Origin of the sequence: Deinococcus betulae (genome assembly GCF_020166395.1) — a bacterium.
Classification (GTDB): Bacteria; Deinococcota; Deinococci; order Deinococcales; family Deinococcaceae; genus Deinococcus; species Deinococcus betulae.
In genome coordinates, this window is the sequence record NZ_JAIQXU010000028.1 from 1 (window position 1) to 22,490 (window position 22,490).

Genomic DNA, 22,490 nt, shown 5'->3' on the forward strand with positions numbered 1-22,490 from the left:
TACCCACCCAAGACCACCTGTCATGACCGCTTCCAGGAATGGAACGAACGGCAGGTCTTCCCAGCCATCCTGGCCGCGCTCTACGAGCTCGGCGAGGAGCAACGACTCCTCGACCTGCGCGAGGCATTCATTGACGCCACCTTCAGTGCCGCAAAAAAGGGGGCGCTGACGTCGGCCCCACCAAGAAGAGCAAAGGCACCAAGATCATGATCATGGTCGATGCGAGCGGCGTGCCGCTCGCGCTTCACACCTGTCGCGCCAGTCCAGCCGAGGTGACGCTCGTCCACGACACGTTGGACCCCTCCTTCGGTATGGATTTCCCCGAACGCCTCATCGGGGACAAGGCCTATGACAGCGGCGGGCTGGATGCGGAGCTCGCGGTGCTCGGGACCGACATGATCGCGCCCAATCGCAGGAATCGAAAGAAAACCCAGGATGGTCGGCCACTGCGCCGTTATCGGCGGCGTTGGAAGGTCGAGCGCACCATCGCATGGCTCCAAAGCTTCCGTCGCGTGAGAACACGCGACGAAGTCAAAGCACAGAACGTTCTGGGGATGGTTCAGCTCGCCTGCATCGTCATCCTGCTCCGCGTAATTTCCGGATGATCTCTACAGATAGAGAAGAGGGACGTCCTACGGCTCAGTCTCACAGATGTCGCAAGGATCTCAATTGATCGTGAAGGTGATCGAGAATTCCTGTTAGCCGAATTTAAAGAGGAGCGTCTCCTTGACAAATTCGTATTGCAGATTAAGCCAACGCTCAAAATTGAATGGGGAAATGCATCTGTGTGGGCATGACCGCACGCTTGTCGTGTGAGTTGGACAAAATTTGACCCCTCGCTAGGTTAGCCCCCAGGAGGCAAGAAGGTTTACCCTCTCCTCCCCTTTCAGTCATTGAAGGTCAGCAGGTCAGGAAGGGACAGCCCAAACACCTCTGCCAGTTTTGCCAGTGTGCTGATGCGAACATCCACTTGACCTGTTTCAATACGGTGTGGATAGGCCCGGTGCATGCCTGTGAGATGCGCGAGGGTGTCTTGACTCCACCCTTGTTGCTCCCGTAACTGCCGGATGCGTTGCCCCACCACCTTCTGGAGTGGGACATCTGAAGCAGCGTCAGGATTCGGGTCAATCACGGCCCCAGCTTTCCGAAGACTTTGTGTCTGGCGTCTCTATAAAAATCGTCTTTATAAAAAGAGATAAACTGACGCTATCCCAGAGTCAGGAAGGTCCTCCGCTACGATGCCGAAGAAGAAACGTAAAGGCCAGTCTTCTCAACCAGAACGTAAGGTTGAGCTCACTCCTGCTCCCTCTCACCCCAAGCGCATGCCCTCAGAGCTGGAACCCTTCAGTACCACGATGACGCCTGCACATAAGCAACTGCTGCGGTTTATCAAGGCAGCTGAGGGACGCATGCAGTTCGAAATTCTTGGCGACGCCTTAGAGGCCTATGCGAAGGAGCATCACCCTGAGCTGCTCGCCCGCTACAGCTAGAGCCTACCTGCCAAGTGAACAGGTTGTTGAGGCGAGTTATGGGTCGAGAGCCTGTCGCTTCCCCGCAACTACAAAAGAAATTGTATGCCTGGGTAAGATCCCTCTGGTTTCCATGTCCAACGCCAATTAGACCAGGGCAGTATGGGCTGTCATTTTGTATCTGTTGTCGTGCTTAGGGAAAAACGCGCGCCATACTTTCCCTACGCGCAGCTTTCTCCGCCTTAAGTCCTGGTTTGCTGCGACATTCGCCGCCAGTGTGCTCTGTGAGGCTCTAGCTCAGCGCAGGCCAGCTCTGCTCCCTCCTGTGGGTCTGGCGGCAGATGTCGATGTGCAGGGCCCCGTAACGCGTATCGAAACCCTGGAAGGGCACCAGGTCACAGGTGTGACTCAGATTTCGACAGATGGACGTTCGGCCGTGTTCACCTCGCCTCGAGACAAGACCTTGCGTGGTGAGTACCGCTATGATCCCCGGACGAACCGACTGAGCTACACCCAACACAGCCAAGAGGGCCTCCTGACCTTCTTCAGTGAGTATTCGCCGGGCGGTTGTCTCACGCGCTCTGAAGTCAAACCTCCCAAGGATTCAGGCTTTCCAGCCACGACCACTGCCACCCACTGTGATGCTGAAAACCGCGCAGTCCGTACTGAGGAGCGGATTGCAGGTGTGCGTGATCCCGTGGTCATTACCCGGGCCTGGACGTTAGGGGGCCGCCTGGCGCGTGAGGTCTCGGTTGATTATCGTGGCAGGGAAACCCGCGAGGAGCGTTACGACGCGTCGGGGCGATTGATAAGTTCTAAAGTGGTTGATGCCTACGGCACGCACCTCACAATCGCAGTGACACACAAAGATGACGCATACGGTAATTGGCTCATGCGGCGGACCGTCACGGAGGTGCGCTTTGCTTGTGCCCCGGGTCCCACAGCAACGCAGTACGGTCTAAAGTGTCAACCAAACCTTCAGCCACAGGTCCAACTGGAACAGCGCCGCCTGACCTATCGCTGAGCGTTTCGGCAGCAGGCCCTCAAGCTGATCCAAGCCGGGTACCCTGCACTTGATCTTCGGATCATCCTCTTCTCTAAGCCCATTTAGTGTCAAAATCGGTTGATATGTTCCTCGTACCTCTCATCGGGCTTGGCTCGAAGGGCGATGGGCATTGCCACCTGAGGAATCATGTGGAAGGCATGGCAGAGCATCAAGGCGATGCGCACAGTCGATTCCCCTAGCTCGGCTGCTAGGAAAGCCGCTTCCTCCGACGTCCTACCTTCCGCTTTCCAGTCCTCCGCCAGGTACAGAAGCTCTAAGTAGGGACGTGACACATGATGAATGTAAGCGAATGGAGCGTCGAGAGGTGAATCTGCCGTTGACAATCGGCCTTACCCTGCAAAAGGGATCTAGGATGCGCCGGTACAGCTGGAATTGAGTCCAGGCTCCGGCTGTGGAGCCTTCCTTCTATCGGTGGCTTAGCTCGAAAGGATGGCATCCTCAAATGACTTACTTAGCCTTTCGCAAGGACATCACGGTAATACCGGAGACCATTTTCAAATTCTGAATTGTCGCAGTCGTTCAGCCCTTTTTCTAAACGGTAGTGCTGAACCATTTTCTCAAAAGCTTGTTGTGTCATCTCTTGAGTATCGGCATCATCGTTTAATGGAGGACCCCAGATATTGTCCATGTAACTGTGATCAATCCTAAAACTTCCATCAATCCAATCCATGGCGTAGGGCGTGCCGGCAAGAACTCTGTCATCCAAATGAATGACTTTGATTGGCCTGGCTCCAACGGCGAAATAGCTTACATTAACACTTTTCACTTATTTTCCTTTAGAATTTGCTGCCACACGTTCCTGTAGCCATCCTTGGCCATTTGAGTCAACTCATTCAGCCTCGCCTCTTCTGCTGGCGTGACTGGACGGTTCTCAGTGCTGAGTTTGGCTCGAATACTCCGCACCTCTTGGTAGATTTTATGTTCTGTGGCGGCAAAGTTTGACATTTTCGTGAGTTCTAACCGGAGTTCGACTACGTAGCCATTGCTGGCCCGAATATTCAGAACAATGTCTCTATATCCTGTCGCCATCGGTTCAACGAAACGATCTTTGACCTGAACTACGTTGTACCGGCTACGGATGTAGGCCAGAGCCTGGTACACATCGTCAAGCTTGTTGAACAGCAACCGCGATCCAGCCACGTCCAGGAGCGGTGCGGCGCTCCCCTCATAATCAGCCTGGACCTTCTCTGTGGAGCGGGTCACGTCCTTCAGGCCGTCCCGTGTCTGAAATGTTGCGCCATACCGGCGGGCCAGCGTATCCGTGAGGGGGATCAGCTCCTTATTGGCGGCCCGGCTGCCCTCGTAGACCGTGTTTATGGCACTGGACGGCTGTACAGGCTTGGCTGTTGGCGCCTGTACCTTCATGGTGGCTGACAGCGAAGCCTGCTTTTGCGTCAGTCCCTGTTTCATAGCGGCGGAGTACTGCGTCTGCCAGAGGGGAAGAGTCTGCTGCTGGGCTGTGGGAACGCCAAGCCCTTTCTGCTGCTGTGCGACGACTCCTTTGCCGGCTGCTCGACCAGCCGCTTTGCCGATCAGGCCAGCCAATCCAGCGGTGCCTAGAATGGCAGCAGCCTGCGCGAAGTGATTCCCAGCGATTTTCAGATCGCTTTCATTGGTGGCCCGGTCCGCTATGCGGAAGAACGCCCCCAGGTGCTCCCCAATAGCAAACGATGCGGGGCCATAAGTCGCCAGGGCAATAATCACAACCCCAACATCGAGAATCCAGCCTGCTGGTGTCAGTTGGAGAGCAACAAAAATGGCCGCCGTTGTGGCGATGGCCGTAACACTAATCATGCTCAGAAACTGCGTACGGAACGCTTCACCGACCGGCGCGTACTCAATGGCCTTCCCCAGTTTGGTGGCCAGTGGCATGTTGACGTAACGCCCGGCTGTCTCCAGAGAGGTGGTGGCCAGGGCTTGACCCTTCAGAGGAGCGTAGAGCGTAGGGCCAGCCAGACAGAAGTCAATGCTGGGGCTGCTGACCTTGGCCTTGACCAATGCCTTCCGCATCGGTTCCCAGGCAGGAAGACGCATGGCCGCGAGGAGCCCGATCACGGTGTCCCGCTGAGCCTGGGGCAGCTTTTGAAGGCTTTTGACGGCAGCATCAATCTGCCCAGCACTCATCTGGCGCTTGATCGCCTGCACAGTCACGATCAGGTTCGCAGTGGGGTCAGCCGTTTTTCTTTGAATGCTGCCATGGGTGAGGACTTTCCTGGATTGTGCAGGCCTGGCCAGGGCGCGGGCTGCTGATCTCGGGAGCGGCTGTGTGCTCAGCCGTCTTCCCATCTGCCGGGCTTCGGCTTCGAGGCCAGCATCGGGGTCAACCCCAGTGCCCGCGCGGCCCTGACTCTGTTGCACGGTATGGGTCACTTCGTGGGCCAGCAGTTCAAGGCCGCTCTGGCTGTTTGGGTTGAACTGGCCGGCCTGGAAGAAGATGTCCGTACCAGTGGTGAAGGCGAGAGCGTTCACCACTTTGGCCAGCCCGTGGGCTTCGGGATCATCATGAATGCGGACACGGCTCAGGTCATGATTCAGGCCCTGTTCCAGATGGCGCTGAATCGCTTCAGGCAAGGGATTGCCGGCGCCCCGCCGGGCCTGAATACGTTGGAAGACCGGCTGGGTGGCCTCGGCATCTAGGTCCGCGAGTTGCCGTTGCAGGGTGGCTGCGCGCAGCGTCTGATCCGCATGAGCCTGCTGTTCCCCCTGCCGCTGCACGGCATTGTCCACGGCACGCTGCAAGGCTAGCCGTTCGCCTGAGGGCACCAGACTCAGAACCACCCGGGCGACCGGCGCGCTGACCTCGTGGCGTTGCAGGGTCGCCAGATGATTGCCATACGTGTCGTACCGGGCCTGGGCTGGGCCACGGTCCGCTTTGAAGCCTCGGGTGAGATGCTGGGCCACCTGCCGTTGTAGAGCGGTGTGTTGCGCGAACTGGCGGCTATCCAGGCGCTGACCTTCGACCTGTTCCGCGTGACGTTGCATGACGGCCACCCAGTCTGCTGGGGTCTGAGGGCGAGCCGGTGGGGGAGTAGTTGGTTTGGTTTGCTGCTGGAGGACGGCCATCTGATCAGGGTGTGTAGGCCCCGATTCAGCCAGCCGGCGTTGCAGGATCTGGCGCTCACCCGTGAGACGGCTGACCTCTTCACGGTGTAGGTCCAGGGCGCGTAGCGCTGGGGCCGCCTGTTGCCGTTGGAGAGCCGGCGAGTGCAGGGTGAAGCGGGCGAGGTCGGCGCGCAGTTGGGCTTGACGTTGCAAGGCCGTATTGAGGGGTAACGTGGTGTGCTGAGGTGTCCCTTCTCTCTGAGTCTTGCGAGAAGATGTGCGTTTGCGGGCGTACTCCATAGACCTCCCGGGATACGTCCCCTCATGATGCCAGTCAGCGCCCCAGAAAGTGGCCGAAAATGACCATTTTTACCCGGATAGAACGGTAATACTAAATGGTTGGTGTGAGAATCGGCGGCAAAACTACCCATAGGGAGGGGACGAGTTGAACACTCCCTCCCTGTTGATTTCTGTCCTGATGTGAAGTGCCCGTCCTCGCCTTCAGCGGACCGCCTGGGAGAGCACCAGGCGACCCCTCAAGCCTGTGGCGGGCGCAAAAACAAAGCGCGCTAGGCTCCGCCCATGGCCCAAGACTTCACCTTCACACTGCCTACCGATAAGGAAGAACTGATTGAGCGCTTTCTGTCTGTCTCGGAGGGGCCACAGCGACTGCTGCTCATGGCCATGACACATGGGGTCACCGCACCGGGTCAGGCGCACATGGGGGAGACGATGCTGACGTGGCTCCGGACCGACGAGCGGACCCGGGCTCTGGTGAGCCAGCTGGAGTCCACCCCGGCACCCAAGCTCAGCAAGCCCAAAGGCGGGCGACGAGGCTTTGGCCGGAGCTGAGATCAATTCATCCCCCAACCTGGCCACCACCATCCAGGCTGACATCAGCAAGATCATTAGCATGACCACCACGGTTAGCCATGCCACTGGGTCCACCGTTGTTCCAATGAGATCTCCGGTTCACCCGTTGATCTTCGGTAGATTCCATCCACTTCTCCAGCTGCCGCTTCAATGTCGCTTTTCTGAGCTTGGGAGCCCCTTTAACTCGGCCCGTAGGTGCGTCTAGCGACCGCCTGTCCTGCCCATTTCCCTCTCTGCCATCTCGTCTACGCGACCGCCTGTCCTGCCCATTTCCCTCTCTGCCATCTCGTCTACGCGACCGCCTGTCCTGCCCATTTCCCTCTCTGCCATCTCGTCTACGCAAGATTAGCACTAAAGTGCATCTTGCCTCTGGAACGACGTTCCAGAGGAGAAAAACCTAAGCGCACGCATATCTTAATTAGCACTTCCCCTTTTTCCCCTTTACACTCAGGTATGACGAAGACGGCGGGACGCCCAAAACAGAAGCCCGTGCGGGTGACCGTGACGCTCGATCCGCAGCATGCCGCGGCGTTGAAACTGCTGGCGGACGAGGCAGGCGTGACGATGTCTGCGTTGTGCGCGAACGTGCTGGAGCGGTACAGCCTGCAGGACCGGCAGGTGATGACGTCCGACCTGGTGCGCACGCTGTTTGAGTCCCAAGCCGTGAAGCTGCAGGAAGGGCTGCGGACGGAGATTCACGCGCAGATGAACCGTGTGCGGCATCTGCTGGCGAGAAGTGCGCTGGAGAGCATGGCGGTTCGCAACGAGACCGGCTTGTTGCTCGTGGCGCAAGCCGGGAAGGAGAAGGCCCAGAAGTACCGGGAGCAGGCGTGGGGCCATGCGGTGCACTCCCTGAAAGAACCAACCCCCGCGATGCGTGCCGCATTGAACGAGCTGGCGGCTGGCATGGGGAACGACGACCCAGGTCTGCTGATGAAAGTGCGTGAGTCTACAGAGCAGGTCACGCACCAGCTGGCCCAGGTGCAAGGGCTGGCGAACCAGGTGGCGCTTCTTCAGCAACAACAGCAGGAGGTCACGACGGTCTTAGCGACGATGCAGCAGCAGCTCAAGGTGACGCAAAGTGTGGTGGTTAAGGCGGTGAATAAGCTGGAGGAAACGGAGGAAGAACTGCGGTCGAAACGCAAGGGGATCTTCGGGTTGTAAGCCGTGGCCAGACGCATGACGAACACGCAGCGGGTGGTGCGGTCAATCCCCGACCGTTCCGGCAACAACTACACCAAGACGAGTGCGGGTGGTCTCGCGAGAGCGAGCAGTGCCGTGAAGTACATGGACCAGAAGGAGCAAACCCAGCTGTACACCTACGAGGAGACCCAGCTGCGGGAGACCGACCGACTGCAGGCTGCCGAACGGATCGGGGAGACGACCACGAAGTACCAGCAGCACCTGACCTTCACCACGCAGCTGCCGGGAGAGCTGGAGGTTGACGAGCGACGGGCGGCCATGGTGGTCGCGCAGGCGGTGCAGGAGCGGCGTCCGGACGCGGACATCTATGCGGTCGCGGTGCATCAACAGGAGGGGAGCAACATCCACGTCCACATCTGCTTTGGGACCGACACCACTCTCCGAAGAGGGGCCGAGGGCGACCTGATCCACTTCCAGGGCAAGGCCTTTGAGCTGGAGCGGGACCTGGGCCAGGACCTGCACCTCAGCCCTTATGGAGAGCAGCGCAAGGAGCCGGCGGGCGGCTGGATCCTGGACGTGGACGAGGAAGACCTCAAGCCGCAGAAGGCGCGCCAGGTGCAGTGGGACATGGACTACTGACCCCCCTCCCTGTTGATCCCTTGACGGGGTGAGGCGACGGTCTGGCGTATGTTCGCAACAACGCCGCAGCACAGCGCCTGGTGGTCTGGGTCAGGTGTTTCAGGAGGGTGGCATGAAGCCAGAGGACAAGGCACCGATCACACCGGAAGAACGCGGCCGGCGATACGCGGCACTGGAAGCCGCACGGCATGGGATGCGCCTGTCGGGACTGCCGATGTACGGCCCGGATGAAGACCTGTTTGCAGCCTATGTGGAGGGTGACCTGGAGGCCGAGGAGGTGATTGAGGCGCTGCACCGCCGTCACAACCGCCGACGCTTTCCAGAGGGGCCGGATGGCCCTGAAGTCGTGGAAGAAGTCACGCAGCTGGAGGGGGTTGAGGTCATGGTTTACGAAGGGACCATTGAGCTGCCTGCTGATCTGCCGGCACCAATGCTGCCGGAATCCCTGGGGCTGAGTAAGCCCTACGACGGCTCAGATCCGTGGCTGGGACGGCGTATCCGATTTATGGCGCAGCATGGCCTCGATGACGAGGACCGACTGGACCTGAACTGAGAAAACGTGTTTGTAGACAGCTGCGGCGCCTGAGCCGAGAAGAAAGACGGCCGAAGCCGTCTTTGATGTTGAGCATTATAGCCCGGTATGTGCTTCTGTAAACAGAAAAGATTATAGCTACCTGGTTTCGGCGTAAAAGGTAGCTACGTGTATACAGGTCTATATGAGTAATAGCTTATTTAGGGTATATTCTCCTAATTCGGATATCTAACTTATTTATATTATATCTTCCGTGAAGCTTAGCCTTTGCGCTCTTTGAATCGTCAGCTGTAACCTCGCCTTCCCATTCATCTCCAAACTCTTGACTATATACTCTTCTGATTTTATAGGCAAATACGGCTTGAGCCGTTTCTTTATCGGCGAGCTTTTCTAACCGTTTTTGCTCTCTATTCTTTTCGAAATGTCTTTCCAAATTCCATTCATATTAATAGTCTCCACTAGTCTTATTCTTCTTTGATCTAGCATTAATATAGGTAGCGGCATTCAACAGATCACTAAATACTCTGCAAAAAAGATGAGTCCTCAAGTGAATTTTCATCCCGTCTTCTGAGTATATGCACCTCGGCTGGATATGAGTATCGGAGAATATTTAATTAAGACTCCTATTAACTTGTTTCTTCATTATGGCCATTTGCATGGCGAGATAAGCCTTCTCTTCGCCATATGCAATTGCTTGACGGCCATCATCAAGCTTAAATATAAAGTTTACCATCTTCTTACGACTTGCAAAAACACCTGCTATTAAGCCCACTGGACCAAGTATTACGCTTCCTAAAAGGCCTAGACCAATAGTTGAGCCTAGCTTTTGAACTGTTTCTGATGTAGCAATTTCGACACTTGTAACACGGCTAAGCTCGATAGCCTCTACTTTATTGGGATCGGAGTTTCCTTCTTTGAAGAAACCTAGTCGGTCACCAACCATCATATTTGTGTCCTCAGACCAGCTGCCGGCAAGAAGCTTGCATGTTGGTGGAAATAGTCCCATATGGCTAGTTTAATAGTGCCATCTTGCACATTTCTTCCAGTTAAGTTTTCTAACGAAAAAGACGACCCGAAGGCCGCCTTGATTTCTCTAACGTAGCGTCAAATACAGGGGGGGTCAACCCTATGCGGTGGGTTCGCGCCGCGCTGCCCTGGCATGAAGCCATCAGGGAAGGGTGGTTTCCCGCCTCAGTTCAGCGACTGATTGAGTTGCCTCGAGAACTTCGCCACGGTGGCGGGGACGTCCCCATACTCGTTCTCGTACAGCTCGCAGATCCGCTTATGAGCTGCGCGGGCTGCGGCGTGGCCTTTCAGGACCAGGGTCGCCTTCAGCAGAAACTCGTTGAGCGCTTCATCCAATGGATCAGTCCCCAGCAGGCGGGTGGCGAGATGCAGGCACTTCTCATGCTCACCCTGCGCATGCCATTCGTCCAGCGTTTCGAGGCCCAGTTGGATGATCCAGCTTTTCAATGCCTCACGCTCCGTTTCAATCCATTCCCCGTCCAGTGGCCAGAGCAGCGGGCCAGTGTAGAGGTCGAGCTTACCCAGAAAGTCGGGGTTTGACGAATCGTTGAGCGCGTGGCGGAGCTGCAGCAGATCCCATTCCAGTTGCAGGCCGTCCAGCACGACACTGTACGTCCGCCGTTCCCGGTTGTAGGGAATTTTTAGCCCGGGAATGCTGCGTTCCAGTTCACTGCGGGCCTGGTGGATATAACTCTTCGAGCGTTTGTGCTCCGCGTCTGGAAACAGCGTGATCTGCATCTGGTCCAGGCGGCTGTCCGGACGGTCAAGCAGGAATGTCAGGATTTCTACGCTGCGGGCCAGATCCAGCCGGACAGGTTTGCCGTCCATCAGCAGGCGGGCACCGCCCAGCGTCTCCAGTCGCACGGTGCGGGGGACGGCCCCTTCCGCTGCCGCGAGGTCCGTGAGCAGTTCCTGGCCATATTCTTCCGCTGCGCGGTTGCCCAGGTGGGCCTGCACCTGGGGCAGGGACCGCGACTCAATCACGAAAGCCTGACCACTGCCCAACGCATGCCGGAGATCAGTCGCTTCGGCCAGCGCTTCGTCCGCCGCTGTGATGTTGCCCAGGCGAAGATGGGCTTCCGCGAGATGCAGCCACGTCCAGCCCAGCTCGCGGTCCAGGCGGAGTTGGGTAAAGATCTGCTGGGCCCTGTGGAGTACGTCTGACGCGGTGGGTTGACCTTGCAGGGCCAGCAGGGCGCCTTCCCGCAGGAGGGCGAAGCCTTCCCCGCGCGGGCCGCTGGTCAGGTTGCGCCCCCGGGCCAGGTGTCGCCGGGCGACCTGGAATTCACCGGTGGCCGTAGCAACAGCGCATAAAGCCAGTTCGGCGTAGCACTCCGTTTCGTTCTCCCCGGCTTGTTTGGCCAGTGCTGCCGCTTCAGCAAAGAGCTTCTGAGCCCCTTGCAGGGCTCCCCTGGCGCGCTCAAGCACACCCCGGTTATAGGTCAGGACAGGTTGAGAGAACGGAAAGTGCCTGGCATGGGCCGCAGCGCTGCGCAGCGCTTCTTCCGCCTCGTCATATTGACCGAGGTAGACCAAGCTGAGACCTCTGGCCCCCAGCACAAAGGCCCGCCGGGCGGGATTGGCGGACCGCGTGGCAAATTCAAAGTACTCAATGGCGCGGGCGTCCAGGCCACGCAAGGCGTAGACCGTGCCCATCACCTGCGCGATAGAGACCAGCAGCTTATCGCCCGCCCAGGTGCCCTGACCTTCAAACCAGGCGCGTTCCAGCAGGGACGTGGCCTTGCCCAGGTCGCCCTCAGACAGGGCCTGTGAACTCGCCTCCCGGTACGCCAGGGCAGCGTCAAACGGCTCCAAGGGAAGCTTCATCAGGTCCGCCAGGGTGCTGCTGGCAATTTCAGGCTGACCCGCCAGCCGGTAGAGCGTGGCCAGTTCGATCCGTGCCGCTGCTTCCCCCCGCGAGACCGCTTTGGCCAGCAGGGTCTTGGCTTCAAACATGCGGCCCAGATTGTGCAGGCACAGACCTGCCCAGCGGTCGTCCTGAGCGCCTGGGGCTGAGAGCTGGGTGTAAAGCTCCCACCCACCCTCGTAGTCCCCCTCAAGAATGCGCAGCAGTACGGGATTCCGCTCGTCCATAAACGAGGCGAGTTTATACCCAGGACGGACCCAAACCGACCGCAAATTAGCCTCTGGGCACGTTCGAAGGAGGACGCCCCAGATGAAAAGCAACCAGAAAAAAACATTCTTCCTTAGCTTCGTCTTCATGGTCCTGCTGGGCATGGCCAAAGCGGATCCAACCGGCACCGGCACCGGCCTGCTGACCCCTGGCACCAAGACCACCGCGCCGTCCAGCCCAGCCCCGCGCTGAACGCCCTCCCTCCTTTTGAGATTTCCCCTTTTGAAGGTCAACAACATCAGGAAGACGCCATGCCCCGGCAGGACCCGTCTTTTCAAGACTAGACCCCAAGGAGGTGACTATGAAAGTTCAAGCCATCAAAACCCAGATGCGTAAGACCACCAGCTTCCTCAAAGACGTGCTGATGGTCTGGAACCACGCCCCCCGCCCCGGTCAGGACTGATTCCAGCTCTACCTTCCGCTCCCTCCTCACCCAATTCCGAGGTCCCTATGAAAGTACAAACCATCAAAGCCCAGATGCGTAAGACCACCAGCTTCCTCAAAGACGTCCTGATGGTCTGGAACCATGCGCCCCGCCCCGGCCAGGACTGAACTCCAGATCACCCCGCCGCCCTCCGCTCCTTACTCACCCGTTCCGAGGTCTCCATGAAAGTTCAAACCATCAAAGCCCAGATGCGCAAAACCACCAGCTTCCTCAAGGACGTGCTGATGGTCTGGAACCACGCTCCCCGCCCCGGTCAGGACTGAACGCCGCTTCCCGGAGGTGTTGGGGATGACCTCAACACCTTCCTTTTAAGGACACCTAACAATGGAACACCTCGTTGAATCCGCTCCCACCCACCGCTTCTTCACTGCTCTCATCCAGCGCGGCCACCTGCGCGGCGACGTGCGCGCCTACGTGCTGAACCAGCCCACCGCGCTGATGGATTACGCCGCCAACCACCTGTCGGACCTGGGGCTGCGGCGCAGTGAGAATCCCAGTGTCTTCACCCGCCAGATTCTGGTGTCGGTGAACCGCACCGACGTGGAACTGGCGTTGCAGGGCCTGACGACCCAGGACGCCTTCACGGCGAAACTGCTGGGGGAACGCGGAGACATCGAGGATTTTTTTGGGCAGGCGGCGGCCTCATCCGCCAGGGATCTGGACGCCCTGCTGAACTATTACGTGAATCGTGTGGGCTCCTGGAGTGACGCGGGCCGCGTCTGCACGGAGCTGGTGCTGCCGCAGCTGGCTGACCTCGTCAGAACGGACGCCGAATACGGGCCCATCCTGACGTTCAACACCGCCAACATGCTGGCCATCAACGCGGATCCCAGCTGCTTCAACCTGTACGACCAGGCGTTCGGCCTGTTCCACAACGAGTACATCCGCTTCTCCATCCTGTACCGCAAGATCGTGGCCAGCGTGAAGCGCTTTGACAACGCGTCGGTTGGGCAGCTCAACGCGTTCATGCAGGCCGCTGAAGCGTACCTGCAGTCCGCCAGTGACAGCCAGGAGTTCCACGACTTCTGCCAGTCCATGATCAGCAACATTCGCGCGCTCTACTACCTGAAAAGCGATCAGTCCGAACTGGCCTTCCGGGAGATTGAACGTGCCGCCCACCTCATTGACGGCATCGCCCGGATCGATGGAGACGGCCTGCACTACGACTCAGACATCAAAAAGCGCTACTATGTTCAGATTCACGAGAACTACGTGATGATGCTGAACATCCGCCATGAGACGGCGCAGTCCATCCGGACGATGCACAAGGTGATCGACTTCTGCCGGGCCCAGCACGACGAATCGCTCGTCGAAGCGCTGGCCATCCAGGGCTACAACTTCATCATGGCCGAGCGCTACGGCGACTCGCTGCCCTTCCTGGAAGAAGCCCTCGACATCCTGCGCCGCCGCTATGCCGTCTTCCCGCTCATCGAGCGACGCATTCTCGAAATGATACTCGTGGCCCACGCGGAACAGGGCCATGACCAGACCGTTGCGGAGCTGGAGCGGACCCTCGACCAGCAGGAAGCCCTGGCCGCCGCACGAATGGGAGCTGCTCATGCATCCTGAAAAACTCTGGAACAGAAACTTCGCGGCCTACTTTGCGGCCACCGGCTTCTCCAGCTTCGGCAGCACCCTCACCTCGGTCGCCCTGGGCTACCTGATCTACGAGAAGACCGGCTCCACCACCGGTTTTGCCATCAGCCTGGCGATCTCTGCCGCCACCGCGCTGCTGAGCCCGAAAGCAGGCGCCCTGGTCGACAAGTACGCCCTGAAGCCCATGCTGGTGATGGGGGACGTGATCCGCGGGCTGCTGTTGCTGGCCCTGGTCATCGCCACCCTGATGGGCCACTTTCATGTGGCGCTCGTCTACGCGGTCAATCTCATCAACGGCCTCACCGGACTGGTGTACCGCCCAGCGGTCGGCAAGCTGATCCCCCGGATGGTCCCCAGGGACCAGATGATGCGCGCCAACGGCCTCATGGGCTCGATGTACGACACCGCCGGCATTCTCGGCTTTCTGCTGGGCGGCACCCTCGTCGCGTTCGCCGGGTCGACGACCACCATCATTGTTGACGCCGTGACCTTCCTGCTGATGGGCCTCGTGTTCCTGCTCATCAATACTGGCGATAAGGAAGCTGCGGCGGCGGCCAGGCAGAACCCCACCGCGAAAGCAGAAGGAAGCTGGCCCGTCTTCCAGTACATGGTGAGCAGCGGCATGATCATCTGCCCCCTGCTGATCTTCCTGAGCTCCGTCTACATCGCGCCGTTCCGCATCACCCTGCCGGAACAGTTCAGCAGCGCCATGTTCGGCACGTTCTTCGCCGTCTACTCCGTGGGCACCCTCCTCGCCGGCCTCGCCACCGCCTACTTCAATGAGCGCCTGTTCCGCCGCGACATCCTGGTAGCTGGTGTCCTCGCCGCTCCCGTGGTCCTGCTGGCCGCCGCCCTGACCGCCCACCCGGTGGCCTACTTCGCCATCGCCCTGCTGCTCGGGTTTCTCAACGTCACCAGCAGCACCATCGCCTACACCAGCATCCAGACGCTCATCCGTGACGACATCCGGGGCCGTGTGTTCGGCATCATGGGGCTGATCGAACGTGGCGGCATGCCCCTGGCGTACCTGACGCTCTCCGGCATGATTACGCTCGTCTCCACCACCACGATCTACACCGTGTTCGCTGGTGCCCTGCTGATCGTCTCCCTCGGTCTCGTGGCCTATCTGGTGCGCAAGAACCTGCTGGCTCAGTCCTCCCTCACCGCCGTCGCCGCCGACTGACCTCCAAAGGACACCACCATGACCATGATGCCCCTGAACGACCTTGGCTGGGACCCTCACTTCGAAGCGCAACTCGCCCAGTACGCCGACACCCGCCTGGAACCCGCCCGCGTCAGCTATGTCGAACGGACCATGTACGGCGTCGTGACTACCAGTGGTGAGCGGCGGGCGGTTCTCTCCGGGCGCCTGCAGCACTTCGAACAGAAGTCCGTGGCGGTGGGGGACTGGGTGCTGGTGTCCCTGATGGGCGAAGACGAGGCGTACATTCACCACGTTCTGGACCGCAAGAGCCTGCTCTCCCGGGCGTTCATGAGTAAGGACTGGGCCTACTCCCGCAGCCTGGAAAAGCAGGAGATTGCCGCCAACATCGACTACATCTTCATCGTGGTGGCCGCCGACCAGGACTTCAGCGTGCGGCGTGTGGAGCGGTACCTCTCCTGCACCCGCCAGGCGCAGGCGCAGCCGGTCGTGCTGCTGAACAAGATCGACAAGGCAGACGATCCGGACCATCTGATGGAGGAACTGCGCGCGGTGGCCCTGGGCGTGCCGGTGCTTCCCCTCTCTGTGCAGGAGGGTCTGGGTCTGGAGCAGCTCGCGCCATACCTGAAACGCACCATCGCGATCGTCGGTTCTTCCGGGGTGGGGAAGTCCAGCCTGATCAATGCCCTGTGCGGCCGCGAGGTGCAGGCGCACGGTCTCGTGCGCAGCGTGGACGACAAAGGCCGGCACACCACCACACGAAGGGACCTGCTGCCCCTGGGTGGCGGCGGCATCCTGATCGACAACCCCGGTATTCGCGAGATTCAGGTATGGGCTGAGGAGCGCGACGTCCAGGACGTCTTTTCTGACATCGAAGCCTTGACGCATGCCTGTCAGTACCGGGACTGCACCCACAGCAAGGAGCCGGGCTGCGCCGTCCGGGCCGCGGTGGATGAAGGCACCCTGGACCCGGGCCGGCTCCGGAACTTCCGGCAGCTGCTGCAGGAAGCCACCCTGGTGGAAACCTATGACCGGCAGGGTGCCGCCAAAAAAGAAGCCCGGAACCGCCGGCAGCGCATTGACACGCACCTGCGGATGAAGGGCAAACGCTAAGCTGCCCTGATGTTCCTGCCCGCCCTGCGCGGCATCTTTCTGGAGGAATTGCCATGTTGTTCAACCCCATCGAGCCCCACGAAGCCGCTGCTTTTCTCCGCACCCAGGACGCCCCCGCCATGCTTGATGTCTTCACCAGCACCCCGGACAGCCAGTGGTACGCCGCGCGGACCCCGGACGGCACCCTGTTGGGCGTCAGCGCGTTCGCCCCGACGATTGAAGTCCAGGAGCGGCAGTTCCAGAACACGGTCTATGCCTTTGTGCCCGCGGCCGACCGGGGAAAGAACATCGGGAGCTTTCTGCTGATCTGGACACTGTTGCAGCACCAGTCGGCGACGGGATTCACCGGCCTGAGTGAAGCGCCGGATGCCCAGACACGGCTTTTTCTGCAGAGAAATCACTTTCACCTGCTGGGGGCGGCCTCTCCCAGCGACGACATGCTGGTGTACGTCCGGCATGACGCCTGAAGAAGCGGTCACGAGTGCCGCTTGCCTATGTGGGTATAGGCGAGCGGCATTTCTCCCTGCACCTGAGTGGCAGGGCAGCGTTGAGCCGGCTCTATGACGCCATTCCCTGATTACCGGCAGGCCTTGACGAGGCTGGCCGACGGGCTCAGGCGCCACCCCCTGTTGACTGTAGAAGCTTTCACCCTGGGCGACCCGCTCCCTGGTGAAGCGATCCGGGCGCTTGAAGGTGAGACGGGCTACGTGCTGACGGACGACCTCCGGGCCTTATACCGGCAGATGAACGGGCTGAGACTGAAGTGGTTCCTCAAACCCGGGCTGAGTAAGGCGGAGCGCCAAGCTGCCATCCTGGAGTTCGCCGGCATGGACGTCGAAAACAGCAGGGATGAGTACGCCTCGGCAGCCATCAATATTCTGCCGCTTCAGGAGGCGCTGAGATGGGGTTCCATGGTCAGGCGCTGAGTGTCGAGGAATTCTACGCGGCCATGCGACCATTTGACCTGTTCAGTGACGACCGCGCCTGCATCCTGGCCTTCGTCCGCAAAAAAGAGCCGGCTGTGTTCCTGCTGGAGAATCACCACGGCATCTGGGACGATTTCAGGGGCATAGACGTCAGGTCGTACCTCAATTTTATCCTGACGATAAAAGGGTAATCAGACGCTCGGAAGCGGTGGCTTTCCAGCCACCAGGGATTCAAGCAACGCGCGATCTTCGAGTTTTCCGGAACAGAGGGATGAACTGCTTCTTTCTTGAAAGAAAGTGAGCATGGGAGGTAATGTGGCCTCCCCAACTCAGCAGAGGCTCTCAAACAGAGTTCCTGAACGCTGTTCCTCCACGGAGTGCAGGAACTCTGGGAAAAGAAGCGGTTGCCCCCGTTTTTGGCAGCGCAGGTGGTACTCAATGTGAGCGTGGTACCGCTGGCTGGGGAGCACTAGGAGGTTCTCGCGGGCGTTGTTGCGGGCGTCGCCATCCCGGTGATGAACTACTTCCCCTGGAAGAAGTGGACGCCCTAGGGCTTCTTCGGCGCGCAGCCGATGCACCCGTCGCCGTTTTCCCGTCTTTGGGTCACGAGCCTTGGCGTAGTTTCTGCCCACCTCTCCTCCTTACAGGATACTTGGAAGTTAGAAAGAAAAATTACTTACTTCTATTCTTTCATATCTCGAGCCGCTTTCGGAGTAGAGAGCATCCCCTTCTACAGTGGGCTTATTTCATTGGGCCCTTGGCCCATCCCGTGGGAGCCGGGGTGAGTTTGAGTGGCTTGATCGGCCCTGTGCGGGTGGCCACCCGCTCATTCCCGCAGCGGCCAGTCAATTGCTGCCAGGTGTAGCGGGGTGTGGGGCCAGGGGTGACACGAATCAGGGCGCTGGTCCACTGCCCACCTGATTCCACTACGCCGCAGTTGTCGTGATACGGCTGAGGCAGGTGCTCATAGTTCAGTTGTCCCAACAGACGCCGGACAGGGCCAAGTTCCACGATGTCCAGCCAGCCTTCGGTGTAGCCCTGTCCGGTGAAACCGCCGTCCAGCACCAGCTCGGTGAACCCGTTGCGATTGATGTCTTTCAGGGCGTACATGGACGAGATGTGGTTGACGAAGACGTAATGGGCGGCCACGTTCAGACCATCCAGCACCACCAGCCCCTGCAGGTTGCCCGGGCGCCTGAAGCAGAAGGTGTAGACGTACGCGGTCTGCTGGCGTCCCTTGACGGTGAACGCCCCAGGCGCCGCCCCTTCAATCCGGAAGTCCGAGCCGTCGCAGAAATCCATGCCAGCGTCGTCCTCGCTCCAGGCACGTTGCTCAGCAGCCTGGCGGGCCAGGTACTGAACGCGGCTGCGCTCGCTTTCGGTCAGGCGCGGTTCTGGATAGGGGAGGCGCGAGTCGTAAAGAACCCGCTCCTGAGCAAAGGCTTGGCTTGCTGGGAACAGCATCAGGGCCAGGAGGAGTGTACGCATCATGCAGACAGCATAGGCAGCGGTCTGGAGTCTGATGGGCTCAGATGCGCATCGCTGTGGGCAACGCTTGGGCCGGGTGACAGGCCCTCAACCTGTTCTGCAGGGTTTTCTACCTCCCCACCACAGGACTTTGTCACTCTCACAAATCGTTTCCAGCGGAAGCCCGGTCGTAGAGTGCAGTGTGCTGACGGTCGACGCTACCCCCGCTGAAATCAACCTCTCTTATCTTGAGGACGCCGTCCGCGCACTGGCTCAATCCCCTGAGGTTCAACAGCAGCTCCTGGCAGAGAACCCCATGGCAGGGGATGAGATGGCGATAGATTTCGACGCGTGGTACGTGCCCGCAGTACGCGATGGGTACCTGGCAGACTGGACACCCGACCAGTGCCAAGCGTTGAAGAAGATCGACCTTCTCCTGACCCAGATGACGGCACTTCAGGAGACGGAACTCTGGACGTCCGACGCGCTGGCGACCAGTTCCTGGTGGGTCATCGTCCGGTCAGCTGCGCGGGACGCACTGCGCAGGCTGCAGTGGCCACCGAACCCACCAGAACGTCTGCAGAACAAAACGATCGTGGTGGGGGAATCTCAAGAGTGACAAAGTCCTGATCACAACTGTTGGCTGAGCTGGGCATTCCGGCCCACCTCTTTGCCTCATAGCTTTCTTGTCAGAAAGAAATTATTCTTTCTTCTCCAGATAGTCGATCAGCGCAGTCTGCACAACATCCTGAATCTTGCGGCCCTCGGCGGCAGCGTGCATCTTCAGGCGACGGTGCAGCCCAATGGGCAGACGCGTGTTGAAGGACTCCAGCGTTTCAGGCGTCTCTTTCACCGGCTTTTCGGGCGCGTCCTCAACGGCTGGGCTGTCCGTTTCCTGCATCCGTTGCTTCATAGCCGCGCCGATGCTCAGGCCCTTGCCTTTCTTCGTCATGCCAGCACCTCTGCCAGGGCTTCGCGGTACTCGGTCAGGCCATCCGGCAGGGTGCCAAAGGCCCGCTCGAATTTAATGAGGTGCGGAATGATGCCGTACACCGGCAGGTCCTCGTCCTCCAGGGCTGCTTTCATCTCGCGCCCCAGACCCCCTCGTGCCTGGGTCAGGAGGATGCCCCAGGGCCCACTGAAGCCAGAAGCAGCCAGGGCGTCGAGTGTGGGTACTAGGCGGTCAGCTTCCAGGGCATTGCATTTGGCCACGACCAGGACGCGGGCAGCCATGCGAGCGGCGTCGCCGAGGGCCTTGGGATCGTTAGGCGGTGTATCCACTACCACCACAGCATGTTTCATGGCCTGCGCTTGCTTGCCTTCGGGATAGACCGGGAAAGGGAGATTCCCAGCCGCGCGTGCCCACGCCCCAGCGCTGCCTTCGGGGTCTTTGTCCAGAACAGCCACATCGCGGCCTTGGGTTTTGAGGAGTGCGGCCGTATACATGGCGGTGAGCGTCTTGCCCACCCCACCTTTGCGGGAAAGCACAGAGATCACTTCTGCCATGAAGGAATATTACTTGAAAGAAAGAAAGAGTAGGATGCTGGCTGCAGAAATTAGCACCTATAGACATAACTTCGTACCATCGGACAGTTGCCAGAGGTTCGGGCAAGCTTGCAGGTTGAGTGCTCACACAGTCCGTGAGGCGATCGTTGAGGCGTAGAACTAGCGATCATCGCCCTCTCCTTGGTCCCGGGCTGGTGTACTACGCTGACTTATGCGGCTTTTCGTCGGCGTGACGGACGACCAGTGGTTCCACCTGCTGGCGGAACGTCCAAGCTGGGCGGAAGTGAACTTCTGGCGGCCCAGTGGCTTGGGTTTTCAGGCGCTGAGCGAAGGCGAACTGTTCCTGTTCAAGCTCCATGCTCCCCACCACTTCATCGTGGGCGGGGGGTTCTTCGCCCGGGCCTTGCGACTTCCGCTCAGCCTCGCCTGGGAGTCCTTTGGTGAGGCCAACGGCGTGAGGACTCTGCCAGAGATGCGGCGGCGCATCGCGAAGTACCGCCGTCAGCCTGAAGAGGACCTCGGCAACCCCGACCTCACCTGCCTGATGCTTGCTGAGCCGTTCTTCCTGAAGCGTGAGGAGTGGATTCATGTTCCTGCCAGCTTCAAGCCCAATGTCGTTGTGGGAAAGGGGTACGACACCGCTACCGAAGAGGGGAGGTGGCTATTTGATGCTGTGGCTGAACGCCTGCAGGCGAAACCGCTGCAGGAGGTAGAGGAACGGCCTGCGACGCTCGCGGCGGTGAGTACCCCTCGATTTGGGGCGCCGAAGATCGTGCGCCCGCGGCTGGGACAGGGGGCGTTCCGGGCCTTGGTTACGGAAGCATATGAGCGCCGCTGTGCGCTCACTGGAGAGAAGACCTTACCTGTGCTCGAGGCAGCCCACGTTCAGCCGTACGCGGAGGGAGGCCCTCATGACGTGAGCAACGGCCTCCTGCTGCGTAGCGACCTGCACCGCCTGTACGACCAGGGGTACATCACGGTGGACCCGGACGACCGTCGCCTGCTGGTGAGCGGCCGCATCCGCGAGGAGTTTCACAACGGACGCCACTATTACGCTCTGGAGGGGCAAGCGCTTGCGGAACCTCATCGGGGCTTCATGCCGGTGACCCGTGAACGGCTGCTGTACCACGCGGAGCGGGTCTACCGTGCATGACGGCCGTGAGGTGCTGGCCACCCTGCTGCGGCATGAGGCGAAGTCCAACACCTACAAGTTCGCGTTGATCCGCGCGCTGAACGATCTCGCTCTGGAGTACCCCTGGTTGCCGGACCAGGACGTCATCGTGCCGCTCCGCCGGGTGGCCGAGCGCTGGCTGGTCTCCTACTGGCCGTTTGTCGGGGAACGGGAGGTGCAGCAGGGCGCCAGGTCGCTGCGTGATGGCGTGCGCCGGCAGGACATGAGTTTTCGTGCCGCCCTGACCCGGTTGCGGCTCGCCTGGGAGGCTTTGCCCTACACCCGCAGCCACCCGGCGGACGGCGCGCTGCTCCTGGCCGAGTACCGCACAGGACGTGGTCGGCTCGACCCCGAACTCCTCATGCTGACCGAGCAGACCCTGTCCGCCATGGTTCAGACTGTGAAGCAGCCCGTGAAGTTTGCAGGGCCATGGGGTCCTCACGGCGTCTTCGGTCCCCCCCTCCCCGCTCGCACCTTGCTGGGCGTTCCCCTCCCGGGCGCTCGACCCGATGAACCCGCGTTCGTCGTTCCTGCCACCATGTGGCAGGCCCTGCGGGACCTCTCTCTGTGGGTCGAGGCGCTGTGCCTCCATGAATGGAGCCTGTTCGTGGAGCGCGTCGATCAGACACCAGCGGTCACTCGCGGAGACGTGTTCACACTGCTGACCGCCGTTCCGGAAGCTCGGGTGCCCCTCACCTGGGAACGGAACCAGGTGAGGCTGTTGCTGCTGGAGGGGACCCCATTCGCCTGCCCCTGGACGGGGCGGGACCTTGGCGCTGACGACTTCAATCTTGACCACCTGATTCCTGTCTCAGTCCATCCCATCAACGAGCTGTGGAACCTGGTGCCCAGCGATCCACAGCACAACATGCACGTCAAACGCGACCGGATTCCTGGGGACGCGCGGCTCCGCCAAGCCGCCCCTTTCCTGACGCGGATTTATGCAGGCTATATGACCGCACCAAGACTGGGGAGCAGCCTCCAAGAGGATGTTCATGGCCGCTTCGGCCGTCTGCTGGCTGCGCCGCACATCACCGCGGAAGTCATTCGACTCAGCGACGCTGTGGCACAGGCCCGCAATGTTCCCCGCTATTAGGCGGCCATTGCTTCATGTCGTGGATTCGACCCATCAACTGCTGCAGGGACGATTGGTGTTGGTGAGTGGCCTGCCCGAGTTTCT

At 59.9% G+C, this 22,490-nt stretch carries 25 protein-coding genes and 1 pseudogene; 17 read left to right on the top strand and 9 right to left on the bottom strand.

Annotated features, from left to right (window positions below):
- Window positions 1-605 (top strand): annotated as a pseudogene (locus K7W42_RS17630) (IS5 family transposase); the annotation flags it as partial.
- Window positions 606-886: 281 nt separating this feature from the next.
- Here K7W42_RS17630 and K7W42_RS17635 read toward each other — a convergent pair.
- The gene (locus tag K7W42_RS17635) at window positions 887-1,132 is read right to left on the bottom strand and encodes a helix-turn-helix domain-containing protein (protein ID WP_224576248.1); all 246 of its coding nucleotides are present in this window, start codon (window positions 1,130-1,132) and stop codon (window positions 887-889) included.
- Between the two features lie 106 nt (window positions 1,133-1,238).
- On the opposite strand from K7W42_RS17635, the gene K7W42_RS17640 reads away from it, so the two are divergent.
- Both K7W42_RS17640 and K7W42_RS17645 read left to right on the top strand, forming a co-directional pair.
- Window positions 1,239-1,490: a hypothetical protein gene (locus K7W42_RS17640; protein ID WP_224576249.1), complete on the top strand. Its 252-nt coding sequence runs from the start codon at window positions 1,239-1,241 to the stop codon at window positions 1,488-1,490.
- 304 nt (window positions 1,491-1,794) lie between these two features.
- A complete protein-coding gene (locus K7W42_RS17645; protein WP_224576250.1) occupies window positions 1,795-2,493 on the top strand; it encodes a hypothetical protein in 699 nt (232 codons plus the stop codon).
- Between the two features lie 493 nt (window positions 2,494-2,986).
- Here K7W42_RS17645 and K7W42_RS17650 read toward each other — a convergent pair whose 3' ends face one another.
- Both K7W42_RS17650 and K7W42_RS17655 read right to left on the bottom strand, forming a co-directional pair.
- Complete coding sequence (locus tag K7W42_RS17650) at window positions 2,987-3,301, bottom strand: hypothetical protein (protein WP_224576251.1); 315 nt, start codon at window positions 3,299-3,301, stop codon at window positions 2,987-2,989.
- Window positions 3,298-5,517: an eCIS core domain-containing protein gene (locus tag K7W42_RS17655; RefSeq protein ID WP_224576252.1), complete on the bottom strand. Its 2,220-nt coding sequence runs from the start codon at window positions 5,515-5,517 to the stop codon at window positions 3,298-3,300. The genes K7W42_RS17650 and K7W42_RS17655 overlap by 4 nt, the downstream gene beginning before the upstream one ends.
- Before the next feature lie 642 nt (window positions 5,518-6,159).
- Here K7W42_RS17655 and K7W42_RS17660 point away from each other — a divergent pair.
- The 4 genes from K7W42_RS17660 (at window position 6,160) to K7W42_RS17675 (ending at window position 8,785) form a co-directional block, all read left to right on the top strand.
- Entirely contained in the window at window positions 6,160-6,429 is a 270-nt protein-coding gene (locus K7W42_RS17660; RefSeq protein WP_224576253.1) for a hypothetical protein, read from the top strand.
- Between the two features lie 474 nt (window positions 6,430-6,903).
- A complete protein-coding gene (locus K7W42_RS17665) occupies window positions 6,904-7,614 on the top strand; it encodes a hypothetical protein (RefSeq protein WP_224576255.1) in 711 nt (236 codons plus the stop codon).
- A gap of 15 nt (window positions 7,615-7,629) precedes the next feature.
- Window positions 7,630-8,232, top strand: a complete 603-nt coding sequence (locus tag K7W42_RS17670; protein WP_224576257.1) for a hypothetical protein — start codon at window positions 7,630-7,632, stop codon at window positions 8,230-8,232.
- Window positions 8,233-8,344: 112 nt separating this feature from the next.
- Entirely contained in the window at window positions 8,345-8,785 is a 441-nt protein-coding gene (locus K7W42_RS17675; RefSeq protein ID WP_224576260.1) for an antitoxin VbhA family protein, read from the top strand.
- Between the two features lie 589 nt (window positions 8,786-9,374).
- Here K7W42_RS17675 and K7W42_RS17680 read toward each other — a convergent pair.
- Together K7W42_RS17680 and K7W42_RS17685 are read right to left on the bottom strand one after the other, a co-directional pair.
- A complete protein-coding gene (locus tag K7W42_RS17680; protein ID WP_224576262.1) occupies window positions 9,375-9,770 on the bottom strand; it encodes a hypothetical protein in 396 nt (131 codons plus the stop codon).
- Window positions 9,771-9,955: 185 nt separating this feature from the next.
- Window positions 9,956-11,884 carry a BTAD domain-containing putative transcriptional regulator gene (locus tag K7W42_RS17685; protein WP_224576264.1) on the bottom strand — a complete coding sequence of 643 codons (1,929 nt, stop codon included), beginning with the start codon at window positions 11,882-11,884 and terminating at the stop codon, window positions 9,956-9,958.
- 82 nt (window positions 11,885-11,966) lie between these two features.
- Between K7W42_RS17685 and K7W42_RS17690 the strand changes: the two genes are divergently transcribed.
- The 7 genes from K7W42_RS17690 (at window position 11,967) to K7W42_RS17720 (ending at window position 17,357) form a co-directional block, all read left to right on the top strand.
- The gene (locus K7W42_RS17690; protein ID WP_224576266.1) at window positions 11,967-12,116 is read left to right on the top strand and encodes a hypothetical protein; all 150 of its coding nucleotides are present in this window, start codon (window positions 11,967-11,969) and stop codon (window positions 12,114-12,116) included.
- Window positions 12,117-12,693: 577 nt separating this feature from the next.
- A complete protein-coding gene (locus K7W42_RS17695; RefSeq protein ID WP_224576268.1) occupies window positions 12,694-13,938 on the top strand; it encodes a hypothetical protein in 1,245 nt (414 codons plus the stop codon).
- Window positions 13,928-15,148: an MFS transporter gene (locus K7W42_RS17700; protein WP_224576269.1), complete on the top strand. Its 1,221-nt coding sequence runs from the start codon at window positions 13,928-13,930 to the stop codon at window positions 15,146-15,148. The genes K7W42_RS17695 and K7W42_RS17700 overlap by 11 nt, the downstream gene beginning before the upstream one ends.
- A gap of 18 nt (window positions 15,149-15,166) precedes the next feature.
- Window positions 15,167-16,240: a ribosome small subunit-dependent GTPase A gene (rsgA, locus tag K7W42_RS17705; protein WP_224576270.1), complete on the top strand. Its 1,074-nt coding sequence runs from the start codon at window positions 15,167-15,169 to the stop codon at window positions 16,238-16,240.
- A 53-nt stretch (window positions 16,241-16,293) separates the two neighbouring features.
- On the top strand, window positions 16,294-16,707 hold the full coding sequence (locus K7W42_RS17710; RefSeq protein WP_224576271.1) for a hypothetical protein: 414 nt from the start codon (window positions 16,294-16,296) through the stop codon (window positions 16,705-16,707).
- Window positions 16,708-16,800: 93 nt separating this feature from the next.
- Window positions 16,801-17,166 carry an SMI1/KNR4 family protein gene (locus tag K7W42_RS17715; protein ID WP_224576272.1) on the top strand — a complete coding sequence of 122 codons (366 nt, stop codon included), beginning with the start codon at window positions 16,801-16,803 and terminating at the stop codon, window positions 17,164-17,166.
- The gene (locus K7W42_RS17720; RefSeq protein ID WP_224576273.1) at window positions 17,142-17,357 is read left to right on the top strand and encodes a hypothetical protein; all 216 of its coding nucleotides are present in this window, start codon (window positions 17,142-17,144) and stop codon (window positions 17,355-17,357) included. The genes K7W42_RS17715 and K7W42_RS17720 overlap by 25 nt, the downstream gene beginning before the upstream one ends.
- A gap of 138 nt (window positions 17,358-17,495) precedes the next feature.
- On the opposite strand, the gene K7W42_RS17725 is transcribed toward K7W42_RS17720, so the two are convergent.
- Both K7W42_RS17725 and K7W42_RS17730 read right to left on the bottom strand, forming a co-directional pair.
- On the bottom strand, window positions 17,496-17,798 hold the full coding sequence (locus K7W42_RS17725) for an HNH endonuclease (protein WP_224576274.1): 303 nt from the start codon (window positions 17,796-17,798) through the stop codon (window positions 17,496-17,498).
- A gap of 109 nt (window positions 17,799-17,907) precedes the next feature.
- Complete coding sequence (locus tag K7W42_RS17730; RefSeq protein ID WP_224576275.1) at window positions 17,908-18,657, bottom strand: hypothetical protein; 750 nt, start codon at window positions 18,655-18,657, stop codon at window positions 17,908-17,910.
- A 178-nt stretch (window positions 18,658-18,835) separates the two neighbouring features.
- On the opposite strand from K7W42_RS17730, the gene K7W42_RS17735 reads away from it, so the two are divergent.
- Window positions 18,836-19,252, top strand: coding sequence for a hypothetical protein (locus K7W42_RS17735; protein ID WP_224576276.1), 417 nt, complete (start codon window positions 18,836-18,838; stop codon window positions 19,250-19,252).
- A gap of 81 nt (window positions 19,253-19,333) precedes the next feature.
- Here K7W42_RS17735 and K7W42_RS17740 read toward each other — a convergent pair whose 3' ends face one another.
- Window positions 19,334-19,585 carry a hypothetical protein gene (locus K7W42_RS17740; RefSeq protein ID WP_224576278.1) on the bottom strand — a complete coding sequence of 84 codons (252 nt, stop codon included), beginning with the start codon at window positions 19,583-19,585 and terminating at the stop codon, window positions 19,334-19,336.
- Complete coding sequence (locus K7W42_RS17745) at window positions 19,582-20,121, bottom strand: ParA family protein (RefSeq protein WP_369411383.1); 540 nt, start codon at window positions 20,119-20,121, stop codon at window positions 19,582-19,584. Before K7W42_RS17745 ends, K7W42_RS17740 begins: the two co-directional genes overlap by 4 nt.
- A 229-nt stretch (window positions 20,122-20,350) precedes the next feature.
- Between K7W42_RS17745 and K7W42_RS17750 the strand changes: the two genes are divergently transcribed.
- Together K7W42_RS17750 and K7W42_RS17755 are read left to right on the top strand one after the other, a co-directional pair.
- The gene (locus tag K7W42_RS17750) at window positions 20,351-21,292 is read left to right on the top strand and encodes an HNH endonuclease (RefSeq protein WP_224576282.1); all 942 of its coding nucleotides are present in this window, start codon (window positions 20,351-20,353) and stop codon (window positions 21,290-21,292) included.
- Window positions 21,285-22,406: an HNH endonuclease gene (locus K7W42_RS17755; protein ID WP_224576283.1), complete on the top strand. Its 1,122-nt coding sequence runs from the start codon at window positions 21,285-21,287 to the stop codon at window positions 22,404-22,406. Before K7W42_RS17750 ends, K7W42_RS17755 begins: the two co-directional genes overlap by 8 nt.
- The last annotated feature ends 84 nt before the right edge of the window (window positions 22,407-22,490 follow it).

Excerpts from the sequence above, each read along its gene's own strand:
- K7W42_RS17655 (WP_224576252.1), bottom strand. The coding sequence starts at position 5,517 with ATGCAACGTCACGCGGAACAGGTCGAAGGTCAGCGCCTGGATAGCCGC.
- K7W42_RS17660 (WP_224576253.1), top strand. The coding sequence starts at position 6,160 with ATGGCCCAAGACTTCACCTTCACACTGCCTACCGATAAGGAAGAACTG.
- K7W42_RS17640 (WP_224576249.1), top strand. The coding sequence starts at position 1,239 with ATGCCGAAGAAGAAACGTAAAGGCCAGTCTTCTCAACCAGAACGTAAG.
- K7W42_RS17665 (WP_224576255.1), top strand. The coding sequence starts at position 6,904 with ATGACGAAGACGGCGGGACGCCCAAAACAGAAGCCCGTGCGGGTGACC.
- rsgA (WP_224576270.1), top strand. The coding sequence starts at position 15,167 with ATGACCATGATGCCCCTGAACGACCTTGGCTGGGACCCTCACTTCGAA.
- K7W42_RS17715 (WP_224576272.1), top strand. The coding sequence starts at position 16,801 with ATGACGCCATTCCCTGATTACCGGCAGGCCTTGACGAGGCTGGCCGAC.
- K7W42_RS17740 (WP_224576278.1), bottom strand. The coding sequence starts at position 19,585 with ATGACGAAGAAAGGCAAGGGCCTGAGCATCGGCGCGGCTATGAAGCAA.
- K7W42_RS17680 (WP_224576262.1), bottom strand. The coding sequence starts at position 9,770 with ATGGGACTATTTCCACCAACATGCAAGCTTCTTGCCGGCAGCTGGTCT.
- K7W42_RS17710 (WP_224576271.1), top strand. The coding sequence starts at position 16,294 with ATGTTGTTCAACCCCATCGAGCCCCACGAAGCCGCTGCTTTTCTCCGC.
- K7W42_RS17690 (WP_224576266.1), top strand. The coding sequence starts at position 11,967 with ATGAAAAGCAACCAGAAAAAAACATTCTTCCTTAGCTTCGTCTTCATG.
- K7W42_RS17675 (WP_224576260.1), top strand. The coding sequence starts at position 8,345 with ATGAAGCCAGAGGACAAGGCACCGATCACACCGGAAGAACGCGGCCGG.
- K7W42_RS17720 (WP_224576273.1), top strand. The coding sequence starts at position 17,142 with ATGGGGTTCCATGGTCAGGCGCTGAGTGTCGAGGAATTCTACGCGGCC.
- K7W42_RS17700 (WP_224576269.1), top strand. The coding sequence starts at position 13,928 with ATGCATCCTGAAAAACTCTGGAACAGAAACTTCGCGGCCTACTTTGCG.
- K7W42_RS17685 (WP_224576264.1), bottom strand. The coding sequence starts at position 11,884 with ATGGACGAGCGGAATCCCGTACTGCTGCGCATTCTTGAGGGGGACTAC.
- K7W42_RS17730 (WP_224576275.1), bottom strand. The coding sequence starts at position 18,657 with ATGATGCGTACACTCCTCCTGGCCCTGATGCTGTTCCCAGCAAGCCAA.
- K7W42_RS17695 (WP_224576268.1), top strand. The coding sequence starts at position 12,694 with ATGGAACACCTCGTTGAATCCGCTCCCACCCACCGCTTCTTCACTGCT.
- K7W42_RS17670 (WP_224576257.1), top strand. The coding sequence starts at position 7,630 with ATGACGAACACGCAGCGGGTGGTGCGGTCAATCCCCGACCGTTCCGGC.
- K7W42_RS17750 (WP_224576282.1), top strand. The coding sequence starts at position 20,351 with ATGCGGCTTTTCGTCGGCGTGACGGACGACCAGTGGTTCCACCTGCTG.